This is a genomic window from uncultured Ruminococcus sp., from assembly GCF_947301925.1.
Lineage (GTDB): Bacteria > Bacillota > Clostridia > Oscillospirales > Ruminococcaceae > Ruminococcus.
In genome coordinates this window covers 1-16,851 of the sequence record NZ_CAMYUE010000022.1, presented here as the reverse complement: position 1 = coordinate 16,851, position 16,851 = coordinate 1, and the positions used below count along the sequence as shown (strand labels likewise).

The window sequence follows — 16,851 nt, the reverse complement described above, 5'->3', positions numbered from 1 at the left end:
GCAGGGACGGCCGCAGGCCGTCCGCAAATCACGCATTTCAAAGGAAAAATAATGAATAATTCTCAATTCTCGATTCTCAGTTCTCAATTAAACTATGAGGAGCTGTCTGCTCTGGATAAGCTCTGCGTCGGCGCCGACGGCTGGTCTGCGGAGTCCTTCCGCCAGGAGGCGCAGCGCCCCGAGAGCATTATCCTTGCCGCCTACGACGGGGACACCCTCGCAGGCATGATAGCAGGCTTCACTGCCGCCGATACGGGAGAGATACTGACTGTTTGTACTGCTCCCGAATACCGCAGAAAAGGCGTGGCAGGAATGCTGATGAAAGCCTTTTTCGCAGCCCTGCCTCACGAGGTGGAGAACATCGCCCTTGAGGTAAGGCAGTCCAACACTGCCGCCATAGAGCTGTACAGAAGCTTCGGCTTCGCACAGGCAGGCATAAGGAAAAGGTTTTACCGCGATCCCGTTGAGGACGCATATATAATGGTCCGTGATCTGACCGGAAATAAAGAAGGAAGATAAGTATGCTTATATTAGGAATAGAAAGCTCCTGCGACGAGACCGCAGCAAGCGTTGTAAAGGACTGCCGAACCATACTCTCGTCGGTGGTATCCACTCAGATAGAGGAGCATAAGAAATACGGCGGAGTAGTGCCCGAGATAGCTTCAAGACGCCACTGCGAGAATATACTGGGAGTTGTCCGTCAGGCACTCGACGAGGCTCAGGTGGGACTCTCCGACCTTGACGGCATTGCCGTGACCTATGCCCCCGGACTTATAGGCGCTCTCCTTGTGGGAGTCAGCTTTGCAAAGGCTCTGGCTATGTCCTGCGGCAAGCCCCTCATACCCGTACACCACATCGCAGGCCACATCGCCACAAATTACCTGACCTTCCCCGGGCTGGAGCCCCCTTATCTCTGCCTTGTGGCAAGCGGCGGACACAGCCACATCATCGAGGTGCTGAGCTATACGCAGTTCCGCGTGGTGGGCAGAACTCACGATGACGCCGCAGGCGAATGCTTCGACAAGTGCGCAAGAGCTATGGGCTTCCCCTACCCCGGTGGAGTACATATCGACAACGCCGCAAAGGAGGGCAACAGGAGCGCGTTCAAGCTGCCCCACCCCACAGTTGCGGGGAACGAGTACGATTTCAGCTTCTCGGGACTGAAGACCAACGTGATAAATCTGCTCCACAACGCACAGCAGAAGGGTACGGAGATAAACAGGAACGATCTTGCGGCCAGCCTTCAGGGAACTATCGCGGATATTCTCACGGACAAGACCATGCTTGCCGCCGAGGCGCTGGGCTATAAGAAGGTTGCCCTTGCAGGCGGAGTTTCCGCCAATACGGGAGTACGCGCCGCCATGTCGGAGGCCTGTGCAAAAAGGGGCTTTGAGTTCTATATGCCGGAGAAGAAGCTCTGCGGCGACAACGGCGCCATGATAGCCTGTCAGGGAAGCTACAACCTGCTTGCAGGCATAACCGCCGACGAAAGCCTCAACGCTGTAGCCACACTTTCAATGGATGAATTGAGCCGCTGACCGTTATTGTATAATGAGCCCACGAAAGGGATTCCAAAGGGTTCACAACCCTTTGGTCAGGTCAAGGGCTGACAGCCCTTGTGGGGCGTGGGGCAAAGCCCCACAAATACATAAGGCGCTTCGCAAGGGGTGAATCAAAAAACAGTCCGGTGGACTGTTTTTTGAGAGGGGACGCCTTGTAAGTGAAGGCGTCCCCTAATGGGACATTGCCCCATACAAACGTTTCAAAATGGAGGAACAATGGAAAAGAAAAACGCAACCAACTGCGAGACCTGCACCAACTACGTCTACGACGAGGACTATGACTGCTACGTCTGCATGGTCAATCTGGACGAGGACGAAATGTACCGCTTTTTGCAGGGCACAAACTACGCCTGTCCATACTACCGTCTGGACGACGAATACGGCGTTGTACGCCACCAGAACTAATATATGACACAGCGCCCGACGCTGCCGTCGGTGCGGAGCTCCGCTGCTTCCGCGGCGCTGTTCCCGCAAAGCTCCCCCAGCACGGTCACTATGTCGCACTGAGGGACCTTTCCTTGTCTGACGGCCTGCTCCGCTCTGCCTATGAGCTGCCGCGGATCGTTCTCCTCGAGGAGAGTGCGCCCGTCGCTGCACTTTACCACCATACATGACGGCGACACCTTCCAGCTGTTGAGCATATGATCCAGCAGATCCAGACTGTCCTTTCCGTCAACTACAATGAGCTCGGTATAGCCTGTGAAAACAGGCTTGCCGTTTTTCAGCTCCGCCCTGCGGACGGCCTCATCTAAATCCGTCCCCGAGACGGTAACTGCGGAGTCCTCGGAAAACAGGCACATTGTGACCATGGTTTCGTCTTTTTCGGCAACAGCTGCCGCCAAGAGGCAGCTTTTTTCGTGTATTTTTCCCGACGTGCAGCCCGTCAGAATGACGGCTGACGAAACAGCCGCCGCAAGAAATAGCCTTGTGTTCATTTGTTGCTCCTTATCATTTTTGTTCAATTAACAATTTGTTCACATAATCGCACTAAAATATCAACATTATTTCCCCTGAAATATGATAAGATTATATTGAGAAATTGTAGGAGGTGAGCCCATGGATCTCACTGACACCTCAGTTGATACTATAATAAACGTCGTCGATCAGTTCGACTATTCTACCCAGAACGAAAGCTACAACGAAAAATTCATATCATGGCGCAGGAACAAAGAGAACCCGTTCGCCTTCAACTTCAAGCTGAACCGAAAGGAAAGCGTATTCATTGAGGGAAAGGGCTTTGAGACCAGATCCGCTTCTGCCACAGAGGAAAAGATAGTCGGCAGGATAATGAATATACTCGGTTTCTCCATGCTTATCTGGGTGGTAACAGACCATATCATCAGCAAGCTGTTGGTCGCACTTTTCAGTATGCTGGGCTTTGATATACATACGTCTTTCTTCAGCACCGCTCCCTACGGCGGAAAATCAGAGATCGTAACTGCCCTTATCGTCATAGATATCACAAAGATACTCATACCCGCCATATATATCCACAGCAAACTGAAAATGCCGCGGCGCGTGGAGTTCATGTCGTCCATGAACCATGCCGCCGATCTCTTCGGTTCTATCTGCATGGCAATGGCGGTCAGCGCAGTATCGAGCCTGCCCAATATCTACACCAACAGGACCCGTCAGGTGTTCGATTATTTCCGCTCCGTAAACGCCGATACCTCGGTATGGGATCAGGAGCAGTTCGTGGTATATGCCATATTCGATATCGTCATTATCTCCATAATGTCAGAGCTGCTTTTCCGCGGCGCCATATTCTCCGCACTCAGGCAGTTCGGCGATATATTCGCCATAATCATAACCTCATGCGCCTCGGCGCTGCTGGTTCAGGACTTCCGCGAGCTTCCCGCCGCGCTGATGATATCGGCTGTTGCCGCAGTGGGTATGCTCAGGACCGGATCGGTGCTCACAGCCATATTCGTACAGATGATATACAAGATGTACAGGCTGGCGCTGGTGCTCCTTGAAGCAGACTCTCCCGACAACATATTCATGATGCGCAACTGGTTCATACTTGCCTTCTTCGTAATAGGCGTAGTCGGTGTCATACTGCTGTATATATTCAGCAAGAAGAAAAACCTGCACCGCATAGCTTCATACAGCTCCGAGATAACCCTCAGACAGAGACTGCTGGTGGCCGTAAAGAGCTTCCCTGTTCCCGCTGCCGCCTGCTTATGCCTTATGGCAGCATTCATCAAGTTCATTCTTTAGGTGATATAATGGAAAAATATATGCAGAGGGCGCTGGAGCTTGCCCGTATGGCATTCGACGAGGGCGAGGTCCCCGTGGGAGCCGTTGTGGTGAAAAAAACAACGGGCGAGATCGTCGGCGAGGGCAGGAATATGCGTGAGGGTGCAAAAAACGCCCTTGCACACGCAGAGCTGATGGCAATAGATCAGGCCTGCCGTACTCTCGGCGGCTGGAGACTTCCTCAGTGCGCTATATACGTTACTCTGGAGCCCTGTCCCATGTGCTGCGGAGCTATAATCAACTCCCGCATCGACGATGTCATATTCGGCGCCTACGACCCGAAAAGCGGCTCTGCCGTATCGGTACAGAAAATGTTCTCCCTCCCCTACAACTACCGTCCCGAGGTAACGGGAGGCGTCATGGAGGAGGAGTGCGCAGGGATATTATCGGAGTTCTTCCGACAGCTGCGCATAAAAAAGAATACAGAAAAGCTGTAAGCTCAGCCGCTGCTTCGTGCAGCGGCTTTTTTTCGTCCTGCCGCTCCCGCCATAAGAGCCGCTGCCGCTGCGCAGGCGCGTATGAGCAGCAGCTCCCTTCCGCATATGATAAAAGCGGAAGCCAGAACAAAGGCCGTTACCGCAGTACTCTTCCACCGCCCGAACCGCGGGAATATCTGCTGCAGGAGCCGCGCTCCCGTCATTATCTGCAAAGCCGCCGCAAATACCGCAAACACCGAAAACACCACCAGGAACAGCGAGTCTATCCTCTGCGCCTCAAAGGGCTGCGACAGCTGTGCGGCTGTCATGACGGGGAATTCCGTCAGCTCCATTATGCCGCCTGTCACCGCAAGAGCGGTCAGCAGCACTGCCGCCGATATAACGGCTCTTGCCGCAAAATACCCTGCCGCCGTCTTTAACCTGTCCCCTTTCACATCGCAGAGGAACACCGCAAGACTTCCGAGGCTGCCGCTTACCGAAAAGCCCCTGACCAGCTCACCCCATGCTCCCCTGCTCCGTGGAGCGGAAAGATCGCCCCAGTCCGCATGGAATACTGCGCTCAGAAGGTCAGTAGCTATCAGCGCTATGCCCACTGCCGCCGCTATGACAGCTGCCCGTCCCAGAGCCTTCATGCCCGTTGACGATATATAGAGGCATACCAGAGCAGCAAGACCTGCGGCCATAAAGCTACCCACAGGTATACCGATAATGTCGCTTGTGTCACGAAGCTCCGAAAAGATCATTCCGCCCCAGAACAGGGAATACACAAGGAAGAACACGGCTCCTACCCGTGAGAGCTCCCGTCCCCGTACTGCGTATACCAGTACCATGAGGAACTGCAGTGCCGAGGCCGCCAGCACGCCTGCTATGGCCGCTGCGGATATGCTGCCCCTCATGCAGCACAGCCAGAACATATCCGTAATAAGGAGAGCCGCCGACAGCTGCGCTCCGCTGATACTATTCATGATACTCCTCCACCGTAAAGCCGCGGCTCTGTAACCGCTTTATGCCGCTTCTGACCGCAGTATCTCCCATGCCTGACATTCTGAAGGGCGATACAGGCGCCGTGTAGGGGAAGCCGTAGTCCTCCGTGGCGCAGATATTCACCAGCACGGCGCAGGCAAGAAGGCTTATGCCGAAAAGTCCCAGAGAGCCCCCTGCAATCAGGAAGGCCAGCCTGAGAACCGTTATCTGAGGGTTCAGCTCGGGCACCACCAGACCTCCCAGTACGGAAAGAGCGGTTATGGTCAGCAGCGGAGTGCTCACCAGTCCCGAGTTCACCGCCGCGTCGCCGATTATCAGTCCGCTGATTATGCTGACAGCGCCGCCTACGGGCTTGGGCAGACGAACTCCCGCCTCCCTTATCATCTCATACATCAGCAGGGCGAAAAGCGACTCTGCAAGTATGGAAAGGGGCGCCTTCTTCTCCGCCTCCGCAAGGAGCATGAACAGAGTGCTGTTAAGGAGCTCAGGGTGATACATGACTATGGCCACATAGAACGAGGGCAGCAGCACCGCCGCAAGAAAGGCCGCATACTTCAGCCAGCGTATGAAGGTGGCATAGTACGGCTTGAAGGCGTAATCATCAAGGGTCTGGAAGGTCTCGCAGAACAGCCTCGGCACTACTATTGCATAGGGTATGCCGTCCGCAAGGAGCGCCGCCCTGCCCTCTATGAGCTTGGAGCAGAGAACATCTGGCCGCTCCGTAGTTCCCGTGGAGTCGAACAGCTCAAAGCTGCCGTTTTCCAGAAACGGGCGGATATAGCCCGTTGTCAGCACAGCCTCAAGCTCCATTCCCTCAAGGGAGCGCCTTATCTTGTCCATGAGTTCCTTCGGCACCCTGTCCTTCATGTAGCAGAGACAGATATCGGTGCTGCTCTTTTCTCCTTTTGCAAATATCTCCATGACCAGCTCAGGCGACTTCAGCCGCCTGCGTATCTGCGACATATTGGTGCGCAGTGCCTCGGTGAAGCCCTCATGGGCACCCATGATATTGCCCTCGCCCGAGGGCTCCTGGACTCCCCTTGTATTGTAGCCCTGCACCCCGAAGGCAAGACCGCAGTCCATGCCCTCCGCAAGGAGCACGGCAAAGCCCGAGTTCATCAGCCTGAACAGCTCGTCATAGTCCGTCACCTGCGGGCGGTCAGTGGACAACAGGAGCTCCTCGCTGATATAGTGAAAGAGCTGCTGCGGGCTTTTCTGCTCAGGGATATCGGTTATGGGCTCGAATATGAGCTCGGTTATCACAGATGTGGACACCATACCGTCGCAGCACAGCAGAGCGCAGTGTATACCGCCCGTAACGAAGCGGTTTATGAGCACGTCCGAGGAGTCCCCCGAAATGCTGTGTATCCTTTCGATGCTGCCGTCCAGCGAGGACAGCAATCCGCCTTTTTCCATACATCTCACCTCGGCGGTATTATGTGCCGTATCTGCGTGATTATACCTGTGGACGCCCAACGGACGTACCTGCATATAAATAAACAGCCGCCTGCACTGTAATATCTCACAGATACAGACGGCTGTTCTTATGTTTTCGTATGAATTCCAGCCGGCTTGCTTACAGCACGTTCCTTTCCAGCCAGAGCGCCACTCCGTCCTCATCATTTGAAGCCGTTACCTCATCGGCGATATCGAGGACTTCCCGGACCGCGTTGGCCACCGCAACTCCCGTGCCGCACATTTTCAGCATATCCATGTCGTTCCTGTCGTCGCCGAATGAAACGATATCCCCGAGGGTAATGCCGCACCTCCCGGCAAGCGCTTCGATAGCGGCTGTCTTGCCTGCCCCCCGGGGCAGAAAACCGTACCAGTTCTCGCCGCGGTAGCACTGGAGCCTACAGTCGAATTTGTCTGCGATACTCCGCGCGATATTCTCATGTGGAAGCTCCGCGACTATCTTGTTTGCTCCGCATCCGAGAGGGCGGTCGTACCCGAAGTACACCGCCTTGTGAAGCTTTTCCGACTCCGCGATATGCCTGCTGTTCCAGTAGACCGTCTTCCCCTTTGCTACGGTTATCTCCGCTGCGGGAACAGCTTTCAGAAGCTCCGCAACTATGCCGTTTGCAGCAGCTTCGGACATTTCGCAGCTGTAGATGCACTCCTCTGCCGAGTGTATGAGAGTGCCGTCGGTGGTTATTTCATAGTCGGGGGCAAGAAGCTCTATATAGCGCTCTGCGCCTATCCAGTACCGCGCCGTGGCTATGGCAAACAGCACTCCCTTTTCCCTGCATTTTCTCAGAACATCGAGAGTCCTCTCGGAAACGGTGCCGTCCGTTCTCAGCAGAGTGTGGTCAAGATCGGTAAGTATGAGCTTTTTCATATATTCCTCCTTTTGCAGACATTGGCAGCCGTCAGCTCAGAGCATAGTGATACGCCCGAAAACGTCCTCTGTTTTCTCTTTTGCACCGTCAAAATGCGGCCATGCGTCTATATTATCGCCGCTTTTCCGCGGAATAATGTGTATATGGAAATGAGGCACGGACTGGCCTGCACTCTCACCGCTTGCATTAAGAAGGTTCACGCCCTCATAACCGCAGTTCTTAACAAGGTGCTCCGACACCTTTTTAACAGTCTGCATAAGACTTGCCAGTGTTTCCTCATCGCAGTCCAGAATGTTCTTGCAGTGCTTCTTCGGGACTGCAAGAATATGCCCGTCAACGTCGCCGGCATTGTCCATGAAAACTAAGGTGTGCTCGTCCTCATAGACCTTCATAGGCGTAAATTCGCCGCTTATAAGCTTGCAGAAAATACAGTCTTTCATAATATCGCTCCTGACCTCTATTAATAAACAGGACGCCGATAACGGCGTCCGCTATAATTATTTCTTTATCTTCATGGAGATATCGAAGCACTTTACTGAATGAGTAAGCGCTCCCAGAGAGATTATATCCACGCCTGTTTCGGCTACGGAGCGGATATTCTCGGCGGTTACATTGCCCGAAGCCTCCAGCAGAGCCTTGCCGTCGGCAATGGCAACTGCCTCCTTCATCTCGTCGCAGCTCATGTTGTCCAGCATGATTATCTCAACGCCTGTAGCAAGAGCCTCGCGGAGCTCCTCCAGTGTGCGTACCTCCACCTCTATCTTGACGGTATGGCCTATCTTCTCGCGGAGTGCATTCACAGCCGCAGTTATGCCGCCGTAAGCGTCGATGTGGTTATCCTTGAGCATAGCCGCGTCCGAGAGATTGAAGCGGTGGTTCTTGCCGCCGCCCACGGTAACAGCGTACTTTTGCAGAGCGCGGAGTCCCGGGAGAGTCTTTCTTGTGTCGGTAACGGCAGCCTTTGTACCCTTGACAAGCTCCACGCACTTGTTTGTGGCGGTAGCAATGCCCGACATATGCTGCAAGAGGTTAAGGGCAGTCCTCTCACCTTTCAGGAGAGTAAGAGTGCTTCCCTCCAGCTCTGCGATGATGTCGCCCTTCTGTACCTTTGTTCCGTCCTGAATGAGTATCCTGAAGTCAACGTCGCCGCCTGCAAGGTCGAAAACCCGCTTGGCCACCTCGATACCGCAGACAACTCCCGTGTCCTTGGCAACGTAGTAGGCGGAGCTCCTGTGGTCGGCAGGGATAAGGTTGTCCGCAGCCGCATCGATATAGTTTATGTCCTCCATGAGGGCGGTGGTTATGATATTGTCAACATAGCATTGTAAAAGCTTCATAATGGTCTTCCTTTCATATTTCTTGCTGAACCCACGAACGGGATTCCAAAGGGACTGTGTTCCTTTGGCGGAGTCCAGAGGCAGCGCCTCTGGTGAGGTGTGGGGCAAAGCCCCACAGTTACAAAGCGCTCCGCAAAGGGTGAATTGAAAAACAGTCCGGTGGACTGTTTTTCAAGAGGGAACGCCCTGCAAGTGAGGGCGTTCCCTAAATGGACATCAAGGACACCGTACTCTACAGTTTATGATTTGTATTTAGAGTCTATACACAGGAACTCCTCAAGAGTGAGCCCCGAATCGTATACCTCCTTGGCAAGCTGTTTGCCCAGATAACGGACGTGCCATGACTCGTACATATAGCCTGTGATATTCTGCTTGCCCTGGGGGTAACGGATAATAAAGCCGTACTTATAGCAGTTCGCCGCTATCCACTTTGCCTCGGCAGTATTATTGAATGAGCTGCTTGCATTGTTTATATCCATGCCCAGTCCCGTCTGGTGCTCCGAGTGACCCGGTCTTGCGGAGTATGTGTCCGCCGCAGCCTTTCCGTCACGGGCAACGTAGTTGTTGTACAGCTGGCTCTGGTAGGAATAGGAGCGGAAGCCCGATACTATACTAAGATTATAGCCTGCTTTCTTGGCGTCGGCCTGCATGGCATTGAAAGCGCTCTGCGCCTCGGGAAGTATCTTCCCGGGATTGTAGTCCGAGGGGAGCGGATATGTCTTATTGGCGATAAGTATGCCGTTGACGTAGGTTATGCCGCTGCGCACCTCTATCTTCTGAAGGGTAAAGGTCTCCTTAGTACCGCCGTCCCAGGTTATCACAAAGTGCATGGAATCGGTATGTACTATCTTTCCCGGAGTGTTGTTTTCCGTGCTGCCGAAGTGGAACATGACGTCCCCGCCGTTGGGAGCATACTCGAAGCGGCTGATATTGCCGCTCTTGTCGGTGAGCTTTCCGCTGAGGCCGTCGATATCGAAGGTGCGTCCCAGAGAGGTCACCCAGTGTCCCTTCAGCAGCTCCGATGACTTTATGCTGTTATCGCAGAAATGTCTGAAGGTCTCGGTATCGCCGCTGTCCCATTTCAGCACAAAGGACTCGTCGTCGGTCCATGTGATGAAGGCAGACAGAGCGGATCCCGTTTTCTTCATAGTGAACACGGCCATATCCTCGTCGGAATCTATGGTGAAGTCCTGAACGCTTCCCGATGAGGGATCTATGAGAGTACCTGCTCCGTCACCGAAGCTGAAATATCTCTTTGCGCCGTTGCAGTCCCCTATCCAGGTTCCTGATGGCAGCCTGTTCATGCTGCCGATGATGATCTCCTGAAGTGCGGAGAGGTCAAGGGAATCCAGCTCCCCGTCGTCGTTGATATCGGCGGCTATGGACTGATTCTCGTTCAGACCGTACTTGCCCAGAAGGTAATTCTTCATTATCACCATGTCGCTGACGTTTACTATGCTGTCCCTGTTGATGTCGCCCTTGATGAGCAGGGGTGCGGCTGAGACGCCTGCTATGTGCAGAGTGCCTGCCGCGGAGACTGCTGCAATAAAAGCAGCAATGGTTCTTTTCGCCTTTTTCATACATATCCCCCCTTTGCATATGTATGTGCCGACGGATGTTACCCCCGTATCATTCCGCCGGAGTCCGTTTTTCTTGTCTTTCTTATTATTTCTTTTCATTTTATCCGTTTTGCTGTCCTTTTTATCTTTCTGTATGCAGTTCTTACTGCATTACCTCGCCGAGGATTATATATGCCACTGTGACTATGGATTTTGCCAGAACGAAGTCTGCGTCAACGAAATAGCCTCCGTTCAGAAGATCGTCGCGTATCTCCTTTACGCGCTTGAAGCCCGCCGCTCCTGCCTTCTTGTCGGGGATTACGAAGTAGCAGTTCTGGAGTATCTTTCTTGTCTCGGTACGCACGCCCTTGGGTATGCGGGGAGCTCCGATATGGGGATCGAATTCAGCCTCCTCGAAGTCCTTCGGTGCGTCTGCCATTCTTGAAGCTATGCTGTTTGCCGCGTGGCGTGAGAACACCAGAGCTTCAAGGAGAGAATTGCTTGCCAGTCTGTTGCTGCCGTGTACTCCCGTATGTGAGCACTCGCCGCAGGCATAGAGATTGGGAAGGCTTGTCTCGGAGTTGTTGTCAACGTCGATACCGCCCATGAGGTAGTGCTGGCACGGGAATATGGGCACGGGCTCCTTTGTCAGGTCGTAGCCCTGCTCCAGCAGGTTCTGGTATATCATGGGGAAGCGCTTCTTCAGGAAATCGCTGTCCTTGTAGCTTATGTCAAGGTAGAAATCCGTGGAGTTCTGCTTGCGCGATTCAAGTATTATAGCGTGTGAAACGACGTCTCTGGGAGCAAGCTCAAGACGCTCGTCGTAGTTGTGCATGAAGCGCTCCTTCTTGCAGTTGAGGAGGTAAGCGCCCTCGCCTCTTACGGCCTCGGAAATAAGGAAGCACTCGCGTGTTGCGCGGTTGTTGAAGGCTGTGGGGTGGAACTGCACATAGCTGAGGTTCTTGATCTTGGCGCCCATCTCATAGGCGAAGGTTATTCCGTCGCCTGTAGCTATGGCGGAATTGGTAGTGAACTGGTATACTCTGCCGATGCCGCCTGTGGCCATTATCATGAAGTGGCAGTTGCAGGTCTCGTAGGAGTCATCCGCAAGCTTCAGCAGAGCGGAATAGCCTGTCTTTGTCTGCTTGACGCTGCACATCATGGTGTTCTCCATGATAGTGACGTTGCTGAGGGTCTTGACGTTCTCAAGCAGTGTGGAAGTTATCTCCTTGCCTGTGGCGTCAGCGTGGTGGAAGATACGGTGGTGACTGTGGCCGCCCTCAAGGGTGCGGTGGTAGGTGCCGTCGGGGTTCTTGTCGAATTCCACTCCCAGCTTTATGATATGCTCGATGTCCTGAGCAGCCTCGCTTACGAGAGTGTGGACAGCCTCGACGTTGTTCTTGAAGCTTCCTGCGATAAGGGTATCGTTCTGGTGGTACTGGATATTATCCGTGGGAGAATCATAAACTCCCGCAATACCGCCCTGCGCCAGAGAGGAGTTGCAGAGAGGGAGGTCCCTCTTGCAGATGATAAGGATATTGAGTTCCTTGGGAAGATTGATAGCTGCGTAGAGACCTGCGGCTCCGCAGCCTGCTATAATAACATCATAATTTTTAGACATGATCCGTACCGTCCTTTACAAAAAGATCTTTCACTATATATTATAGCATAATAATAGGAAAATGTCACTAAAAACGCAAAAAAATTTACCGTTTTGGCAGGCATAACAAAAAGCCCTGCTCCAGGCAGGGCTCCATAAGTGATATTATGGCGCATTTCAGCTCTCGCAGGCACCGTATTTTTCCTCGATTATATCTGATATGACGTTCCAGAGCAGCTCCGTAAGCACAGGCTCGGCATAGTTCTCCGATCTTTCGGAAATAATGAACAGCGGATATGCGTCTCCTGCGTGTACGCTCTTGTTTCTCTTGTAATAGCAGTAAAAGCACACAAGGAATTCCACTCTGTTAACAGGTACGCAGTACTTGTCGGAGTCCTTCTTGCCTGCAAAGAAATCTGCTCTATCCCGAATTTCGTCTTTAAGCTCCTGACAGGCCTCTATCTTATCAAACAGTCTGCTGTACAGTATATCCCCCAGCAGAGCGTCCCTCTTTGCTTTATCAGCAAACTGCTCCTGAAAGAAAGTTTTAAAGCGCCAGTTTGAAGCGTTTTTCTCCATAAAGCCGTACCAGCGAAGATCCTTCCAGAATCTGTCGTTATCTATATCCATTACGAACCCGCAGGCTCTTTCCATATCATGACCTTTTATAAACTCGGAGAGCTTTCTGAGCTTCTTTTCCTCCTGGGTATCTTTGGCAGCGATATTGGTATACAGTGCATTGAGGCTGCTCCATGCAGCACGGAAGGCTTCATGAGGGCTGTCAGACAGCTGAGACCACAAAAAGAAGGATATCGGATTCACAAGGGACAGCAGCTCGCCGTCACTTCCGCGGAATAACCTTCCGCAGGCCTCGGGGCTAAGGGTATAGTTCACCTTAAAGTCCTTCCACTGTCTTATTATCTCGGCCGTACCCTTCATACTTTCGGTTTTTCCGAAGCCGTATCTATAGGTAACGCCGTCGCACTCGGGGATATTTCCCTTCACAGCAAGATAATACATCAGGGCGCGTTCAAGATGGGTCCTTATATAGCTCATGGAGGAATCCAGCACCTCCTCGGGGAGCTTCTGCTTTGCTCTCTCAAAGCTTATGGTTATGCTGCTCTCCTTTATTACAACCTGATCCTCAATGCCCTTTCTGGCAAATGATGTTCCTCTGTATAACTCCTCATCGCCGTCAGTCCTGAAGCTGACGGTCAGGCTGTGGCTTATCTTTCCCATATACTGCTCCGTTTATTGTTATTATTTCTTCTTCCATTTCAGCAGCACAAAGGCCGTCAGACTGGTCAGCAGCGCCGTCAGGCTAAGTGCCACCCAGGTATGGTTGAAGGGTATATCATTGGTATTGATACCGTAGAATGCAAACATGATGTTGGGTATCTCCAGCACTATGGTGACTATGGTAAGTCTCCACATGACAAGGTTAAGGTTGTTGGAGATTATGGACGAGAAGCCGTCCATCATACTGGAAAGTATTCCCGAATAGATACTGGACATCTCGATGGCCTGCTTCATCTCAATGAGCACGTCCTCCAGAAGGTCCTGATCCTCGTCGTAGAGCTTTATTACTCTGCCGCGGAATATCTTCTCGATAGTGGCCTCGTTGGCCTTCAGCGAGGTAGAGAAGTATACCAGTGACTTCTCCAGGGCAAGGAGCTGCATGAGGAGCTCGTTCTTCATGGCGTCGTGGAGCTCCTGCTCTGCTGCCGATGATATCTTGTCTATCTGTTTCAGATAGGTAAGGAACAGAGCCGCTATCCTCAGCAGGAGCTGAAGCACGAATCTGGTCTTGAAATCGGGGCGCAGGTTGCGTATGCCGCCTCTTGTGGCCTCGTTGATTATCTGTGTCTCGCGTATGGATATGGTGAATACATACTCGTCCGTCACTATTATACCCATAGGCAGGGTATAGAAGGTCTTGGTCTTGTCGTCGTCCACTGCCGATACAGGTGTATCTATGATGACGAGGGTCTGGTCGTCCTCGCGCTCGATACGGGAGGACTCCTCCTCATCGAGGGCGGACTTTACGAAGCCGCTGTCCAGGCCGTAGTCCTCTATGAGCTCCCTTACCTCCTGAGGAGTGGGATCAACTACGGAGATCCAGCAGCCTGCTGTGGGAGCCTCGCACTGGGTCAGTGAGCCGCTCACATAATTGTAAAAGCTGATCATTGTGTTCACAGCCGTCGCCGAAGGAACGGGACGGCCTCTCCTTTCGTCGAAATTCACTCCGACATAGGAGAAGCTCTGTTGATGCGCCGATCAAGTCTTGAAAACGCGGGTATTCAGGATCTGATCGCCACATCAAAGCCGCCTGCCGAAGTGTGGAATATTACTCAAATTCCCATAAGGGTCAGAACTCATAATGCACCTCCTGATTAACAATGTATTCTTATTATATCAAATTCCGTCGGCAATTACAAGTATTTTCTGAAAAAAACAACGCAGCAGCCGACTGTTTACGACCTGTATCAATGAAAAAAGCCCTCCGTCCCGAAGGACAGAGGGCTTATTGTTTTCGTATATATCTGCTCAGCCTTTGAAGTAATTGTATATCTCATCAGGCATATATGCCTGCTCGCACCCGTTCCTGCGCACCCATCTTTCCGAGAAGCAAAGTGCATATTCGTTTCCGCCGCTTCTGATATAGCCCTCGGGCGGACGTCCGCCGACTGTGACATCATAGCTCCACGGCGAATATGCAAGACCGCTCAGGGTATTCATGAGCCATGCACCGTCCTCGGGATACCATGTAAGATAGGGTATATACCCGGGATCGTGTTCGGGAGTCGGACGTTCTGTTACAGGCTCCGTGGTAAAGTACTCGGGAGGCGGCAATACCTTTGTTGCGGTAGTTACTTTTGGGGGATTTGTGGGAGTCTGCGCCTTTGTAACGGTAGTCCTGAGTACGGGGAGCTGTGTGGTCTTTGCCGCTGTGGTAGCATTCTCCCTTTCCTCGGGCTCGTTATTCTCCTCACGGGGATTTTCTGTATTCTCCTCCGTATCATTACCGTCGTTTTCCGCCTCAGTGGGCGAAGATATATCGTTGCTTTCCTTTGTTTCCTTCTGCTTCGGCTCGGAGGTCTTTACTGCTGCCGTGGTTGCCTTGTCCGTTGTCCCCTCGGAGCTGCTGTTCTCCCTGCTGCCCCCTGCTTTTATCTCCATGTTTTCAGTGGTGTCCTCCGCCGTAGTGTCAACGGACTCCACAAGGACAGGGGGACGGTTCCTCAGCATAAGAGCTCCCCCTGCACCGACGCCCGCAATGAGCAGCACCGCAGAGGCCGCAGCTGCAAGCCTGTGCCATGATATACTTCTGTATTTTTCAGTTCCCGAAACGGTGATCTCTTTTTCGCTGACGGTCTCCGTCGGGGCAGCGGTCTTTATCTCCGCTTCCTCTATGATATCCTCGTCTATAAGGTCCATGACCCTGAAGTATTTCAGCTTATCCATTATCATAACCCTCCTTTTTCAGGTATTCCTTCAGCTTCTTCCGCGTCCTGAACAGATAGGTCGCAACAGTTTTCTCGTTCATTCCGTAGTATTCCGCTATACGGGCAAGGCTGTCGCCGTACCAGTAACGCCTTACGAACACCTTCCTGTGAAGCTGATCCTGAGTCCTCAGAAAGCGGCTCACAGCCTCTGCAAGAGCTTTCTCCTCGCCGCTGTCCTCCCTGAAATCGGGTATGCACTCTGCAAGCTCGTCCAGCGACACCGTAAAGCTGCTGCTGCGCTTCTCTGCGGAATTGTATTTGTATCTGTCAAGAGCCTTGTTCTTTACCGTATGGCATAGATAGGTCTTCAGATCCCGCGGTTCATCGGGCGGTATCTTGTTCCACAGCTCATAATATGCGGAATTCACACATTCCTCCGCGTCCTGGCGGCTGGGAAGGATATTCCCCGCAATATAAAAGCATAGCTTATCGTATTTCTTTTTCAGCTCCGCTATTGCCCTTTCATCTCTCCTGCGGAACAGCTCTGTTATCGAAGCGTCATCCATGGCTGAGCCTCCTTTCCAGAGGTAAGAGGTCCTCTTACTTATATATTTGAATTGCGGAGAGTGATATTTCACCTCCGCAGATATTTTTCCTGAAAAAAAAGAACTGCCGGACCTTTCAGTCCGGCAGCTCGAAGTGATTCAGCTTAAATTACCTCTTTCGGTGACCCTTACTGATCGTCGCGCTTTCTTGAACGTGCTGTGAAAGCAGCAGCTGCTGCAAGTGCGAATACCGCAAATGCTGCGCTTATGCCCTTAACGCCCGTCTTGGGAGAATCGCTTGTGATCTTCTTGGTTGTTGTAGAGGTCTTAGGCTTTGAAGTAGAGGAAGCAGTTGTTGTAGTTGTTCCCTCTCCTGTAGTTGTGGTTGTAGTTGTGGTGGTTGTTGTAGTTGTAGTTGTGTCTGTTGTTGTAGTGGTTGTTGTGGTCGTAGTAGTTGTAGTTGTGCTTGTAGTGGTTGTGGTAGTTGTTGTAGTGGTGGTTGTTGTAGTAGTTGTTGTGGTTGTTGTCTTTTCAACGTCATCACCGCCGCCGATGATAGTTGTTGAAGTGGTAGTTACCTCTTCACCCATCTGATCTGTGCTTGTGGTGGTCTCGGTTGTTGTAGTTGTTGTGCTTGTGGTGGTTGTTGTTGTGGTTGTTGTAGTTGTGGTAGTTGTTGTAGTGGTTGTGGTTGTAGTTGTTGTCGATGTAGTTGTCGTCGTGGACGTTGTTGTTGTCGTTGACGATGTTGTTGTCGACGTTGTAGTTGAAGTTGTTGTGGTA

18 protein-coding genes are annotated in these 16,851 nt (G+C 52.3%); 5 read left to right on the top strand and 13 right to left on the bottom strand.

Features of this window, described 5'->3' with window-relative positions; translation table 11 throughout:
• Positions 1-51 precede the first annotated feature (51 nt).
• The 3 genes from rimI (at position 52) to Q0Y65_RS14640 (ending at position 1,967) form a co-directional block, all read left to right on the top strand.
• Positions 52-519 carry a ribosomal protein S18-alanine N-acetyltransferase gene (gene rimI / locus Q0Y65_RS14650; RefSeq protein WP_297961496.1) on the top strand — a complete coding sequence of 156 codons (468 nt, stop codon included), beginning with the start codon at positions 52-54 and terminating at the stop codon, positions 517-519.
• 2 nt (positions 520-521) lie between these two features.
• Entirely contained in the window at positions 522-1,538 is a 1,017-nt protein-coding gene (gene tsaD / locus Q0Y65_RS14645) for a tRNA (adenosine(37)-N6)-threonylcarbamoyltransferase complex transferase subunit TsaD (protein ID WP_297961493.1), read from the top strand.
• 240 nt (positions 1,539-1,778) lie between these two features.
• Positions 1,779-1,967, top strand: coding sequence for a DUF6472 family protein (locus tag Q0Y65_RS14640; RefSeq protein ID WP_297961490.1), 189 nt, complete (start codon positions 1,779-1,781; stop codon positions 1,965-1,967).
• On the opposite strand, the gene Q0Y65_RS14635 is transcribed toward Q0Y65_RS14640, so the two are convergent.
• Positions 1,964-2,497 (bottom strand): hypothetical protein, encoded by a 534-nt coding sequence (locus Q0Y65_RS14635; protein ID WP_297961487.1) that lies wholly within the window; start codon positions 2,495-2,497, stop codon positions 1,964-1,966. The genes Q0Y65_RS14640 and Q0Y65_RS14635 overlap by 4 nt on opposite strands.
• A gap of 121 nt (positions 2,498-2,618) precedes the next feature.
• Between Q0Y65_RS14635 and Q0Y65_RS14630 the strand changes: the two genes are divergently transcribed.
• A complete protein-coding gene (locus Q0Y65_RS14630) occupies positions 2,619-3,782 on the top strand; it encodes a CPBP family intramembrane glutamic endopeptidase (RefSeq protein WP_297961484.1) in 1,164 nt (387 codons plus the stop codon).
• Between the two features lie 8 nt (positions 3,783-3,790).
• Positions 3,791-4,258, top strand: a complete 468-nt coding sequence (locus Q0Y65_RS14625; RefSeq protein ID WP_297961480.1) for a nucleoside deaminase — start codon at positions 3,791-3,793, stop codon at positions 4,256-4,258.
• 2 nt (positions 4,259-4,260) lie between these two features.
• Here Q0Y65_RS14625 and Q0Y65_RS14620 read toward each other — a convergent pair whose 3' ends face one another.
• From Q0Y65_RS14620 to Q0Y65_RS14565, 12 genes are all read right to left on the bottom strand, one after another.
• The gene (locus Q0Y65_RS14620; protein WP_297961477.1) at positions 4,261-5,223 is read right to left on the bottom strand and encodes a hypothetical protein; all 963 of its coding nucleotides are present in this window, start codon (positions 5,221-5,223) and stop codon (positions 4,261-4,263) included.
• Positions 5,216-6,658 carry a spore germination protein gene (locus Q0Y65_RS14615; protein ID WP_297961474.1) on the bottom strand — a complete coding sequence of 481 codons (1,443 nt, stop codon included), beginning with the start codon at positions 6,656-6,658 and terminating at the stop codon, positions 5,216-5,218. Before Q0Y65_RS14615 ends, Q0Y65_RS14620 begins: the two co-directional genes overlap by 8 nt.
• Before the next feature lie 160 nt (positions 6,659-6,818).
• Positions 6,819-7,580: an HAD family hydrolase gene (locus tag Q0Y65_RS14610; protein ID WP_297961471.1), complete on the bottom strand. Its 762-nt coding sequence runs from the start codon at positions 7,578-7,580 to the stop codon at positions 6,819-6,821.
• A 36-nt stretch (positions 7,581-7,616) separates the two neighbouring features.
• Positions 7,617-8,021, bottom strand: a complete 405-nt coding sequence (locus Q0Y65_RS14605) for an HIT family protein (protein WP_297961468.1) — start codon at positions 8,019-8,021, stop codon at positions 7,617-7,619.
• A gap of 57 nt (positions 8,022-8,078) precedes the next feature.
• A complete protein-coding gene (gene nadC, locus Q0Y65_RS14600; protein WP_297961465.1) occupies positions 8,079-8,918 on the bottom strand; it encodes a carboxylating nicotinate-nucleotide diphosphorylase in 840 nt (279 codons plus the stop codon).
• 239 nt (positions 8,919-9,157) lie between these two features.
• A complete protein-coding gene (locus tag Q0Y65_RS14595; protein ID WP_297961462.1) occupies positions 9,158-10,498 on the bottom strand; it encodes a D-alanyl-D-alanine carboxypeptidase family protein in 1,341 nt (446 codons plus the stop codon).
• 142 nt (positions 10,499-10,640) lie between these two features.
• Positions 10,641-12,098 carry an L-aspartate oxidase gene (locus Q0Y65_RS14590; protein WP_297961459.1) on the bottom strand — a complete coding sequence of 486 codons (1,458 nt, stop codon included), beginning with the start codon at positions 12,096-12,098 and terminating at the stop codon, positions 10,641-10,643.
• Positions 12,099-12,254: 156 nt separating this feature from the next.
• Positions 12,255-13,316: a hypothetical protein gene (locus Q0Y65_RS14585; protein WP_297961456.1), complete on the bottom strand. Its 1,062-nt coding sequence runs from the start codon at positions 13,314-13,316 to the stop codon at positions 12,255-12,257.
• A 21-nt stretch (positions 13,317-13,337) separates the two neighbouring features.
• Entirely contained in the window at positions 13,338-14,264 is a 927-nt protein-coding gene (locus tag Q0Y65_RS14580; protein ID WP_297961530.1) for a magnesium transporter CorA family protein, read from the bottom strand.
• Positions 14,265-14,624: 360 nt separating this feature from the next.
• The gene (locus Q0Y65_RS14575; RefSeq protein ID WP_297961454.1) at positions 14,625-15,542 is read right to left on the bottom strand and encodes a hypothetical protein; all 918 of its coding nucleotides are present in this window, start codon (positions 15,540-15,542) and stop codon (positions 14,625-14,627) included.
• A complete protein-coding gene (locus Q0Y65_RS14570; protein WP_297961451.1) occupies positions 15,535-16,089 on the bottom strand; it encodes an RNA polymerase sigma factor in 555 nt (184 codons plus the stop codon). The genes Q0Y65_RS14575 and Q0Y65_RS14570 overlap by 8 nt, the downstream gene beginning before the upstream one ends.
• A gap of 167 nt (positions 16,090-16,256) precedes the next feature.
• Positions 16,257-16,851: NPXTG-anchored protein (locus Q0Y65_RS14565; RefSeq protein ID WP_297961448.1), on the bottom strand; the 595-nt coding region annotated here is incomplete at its 5' end.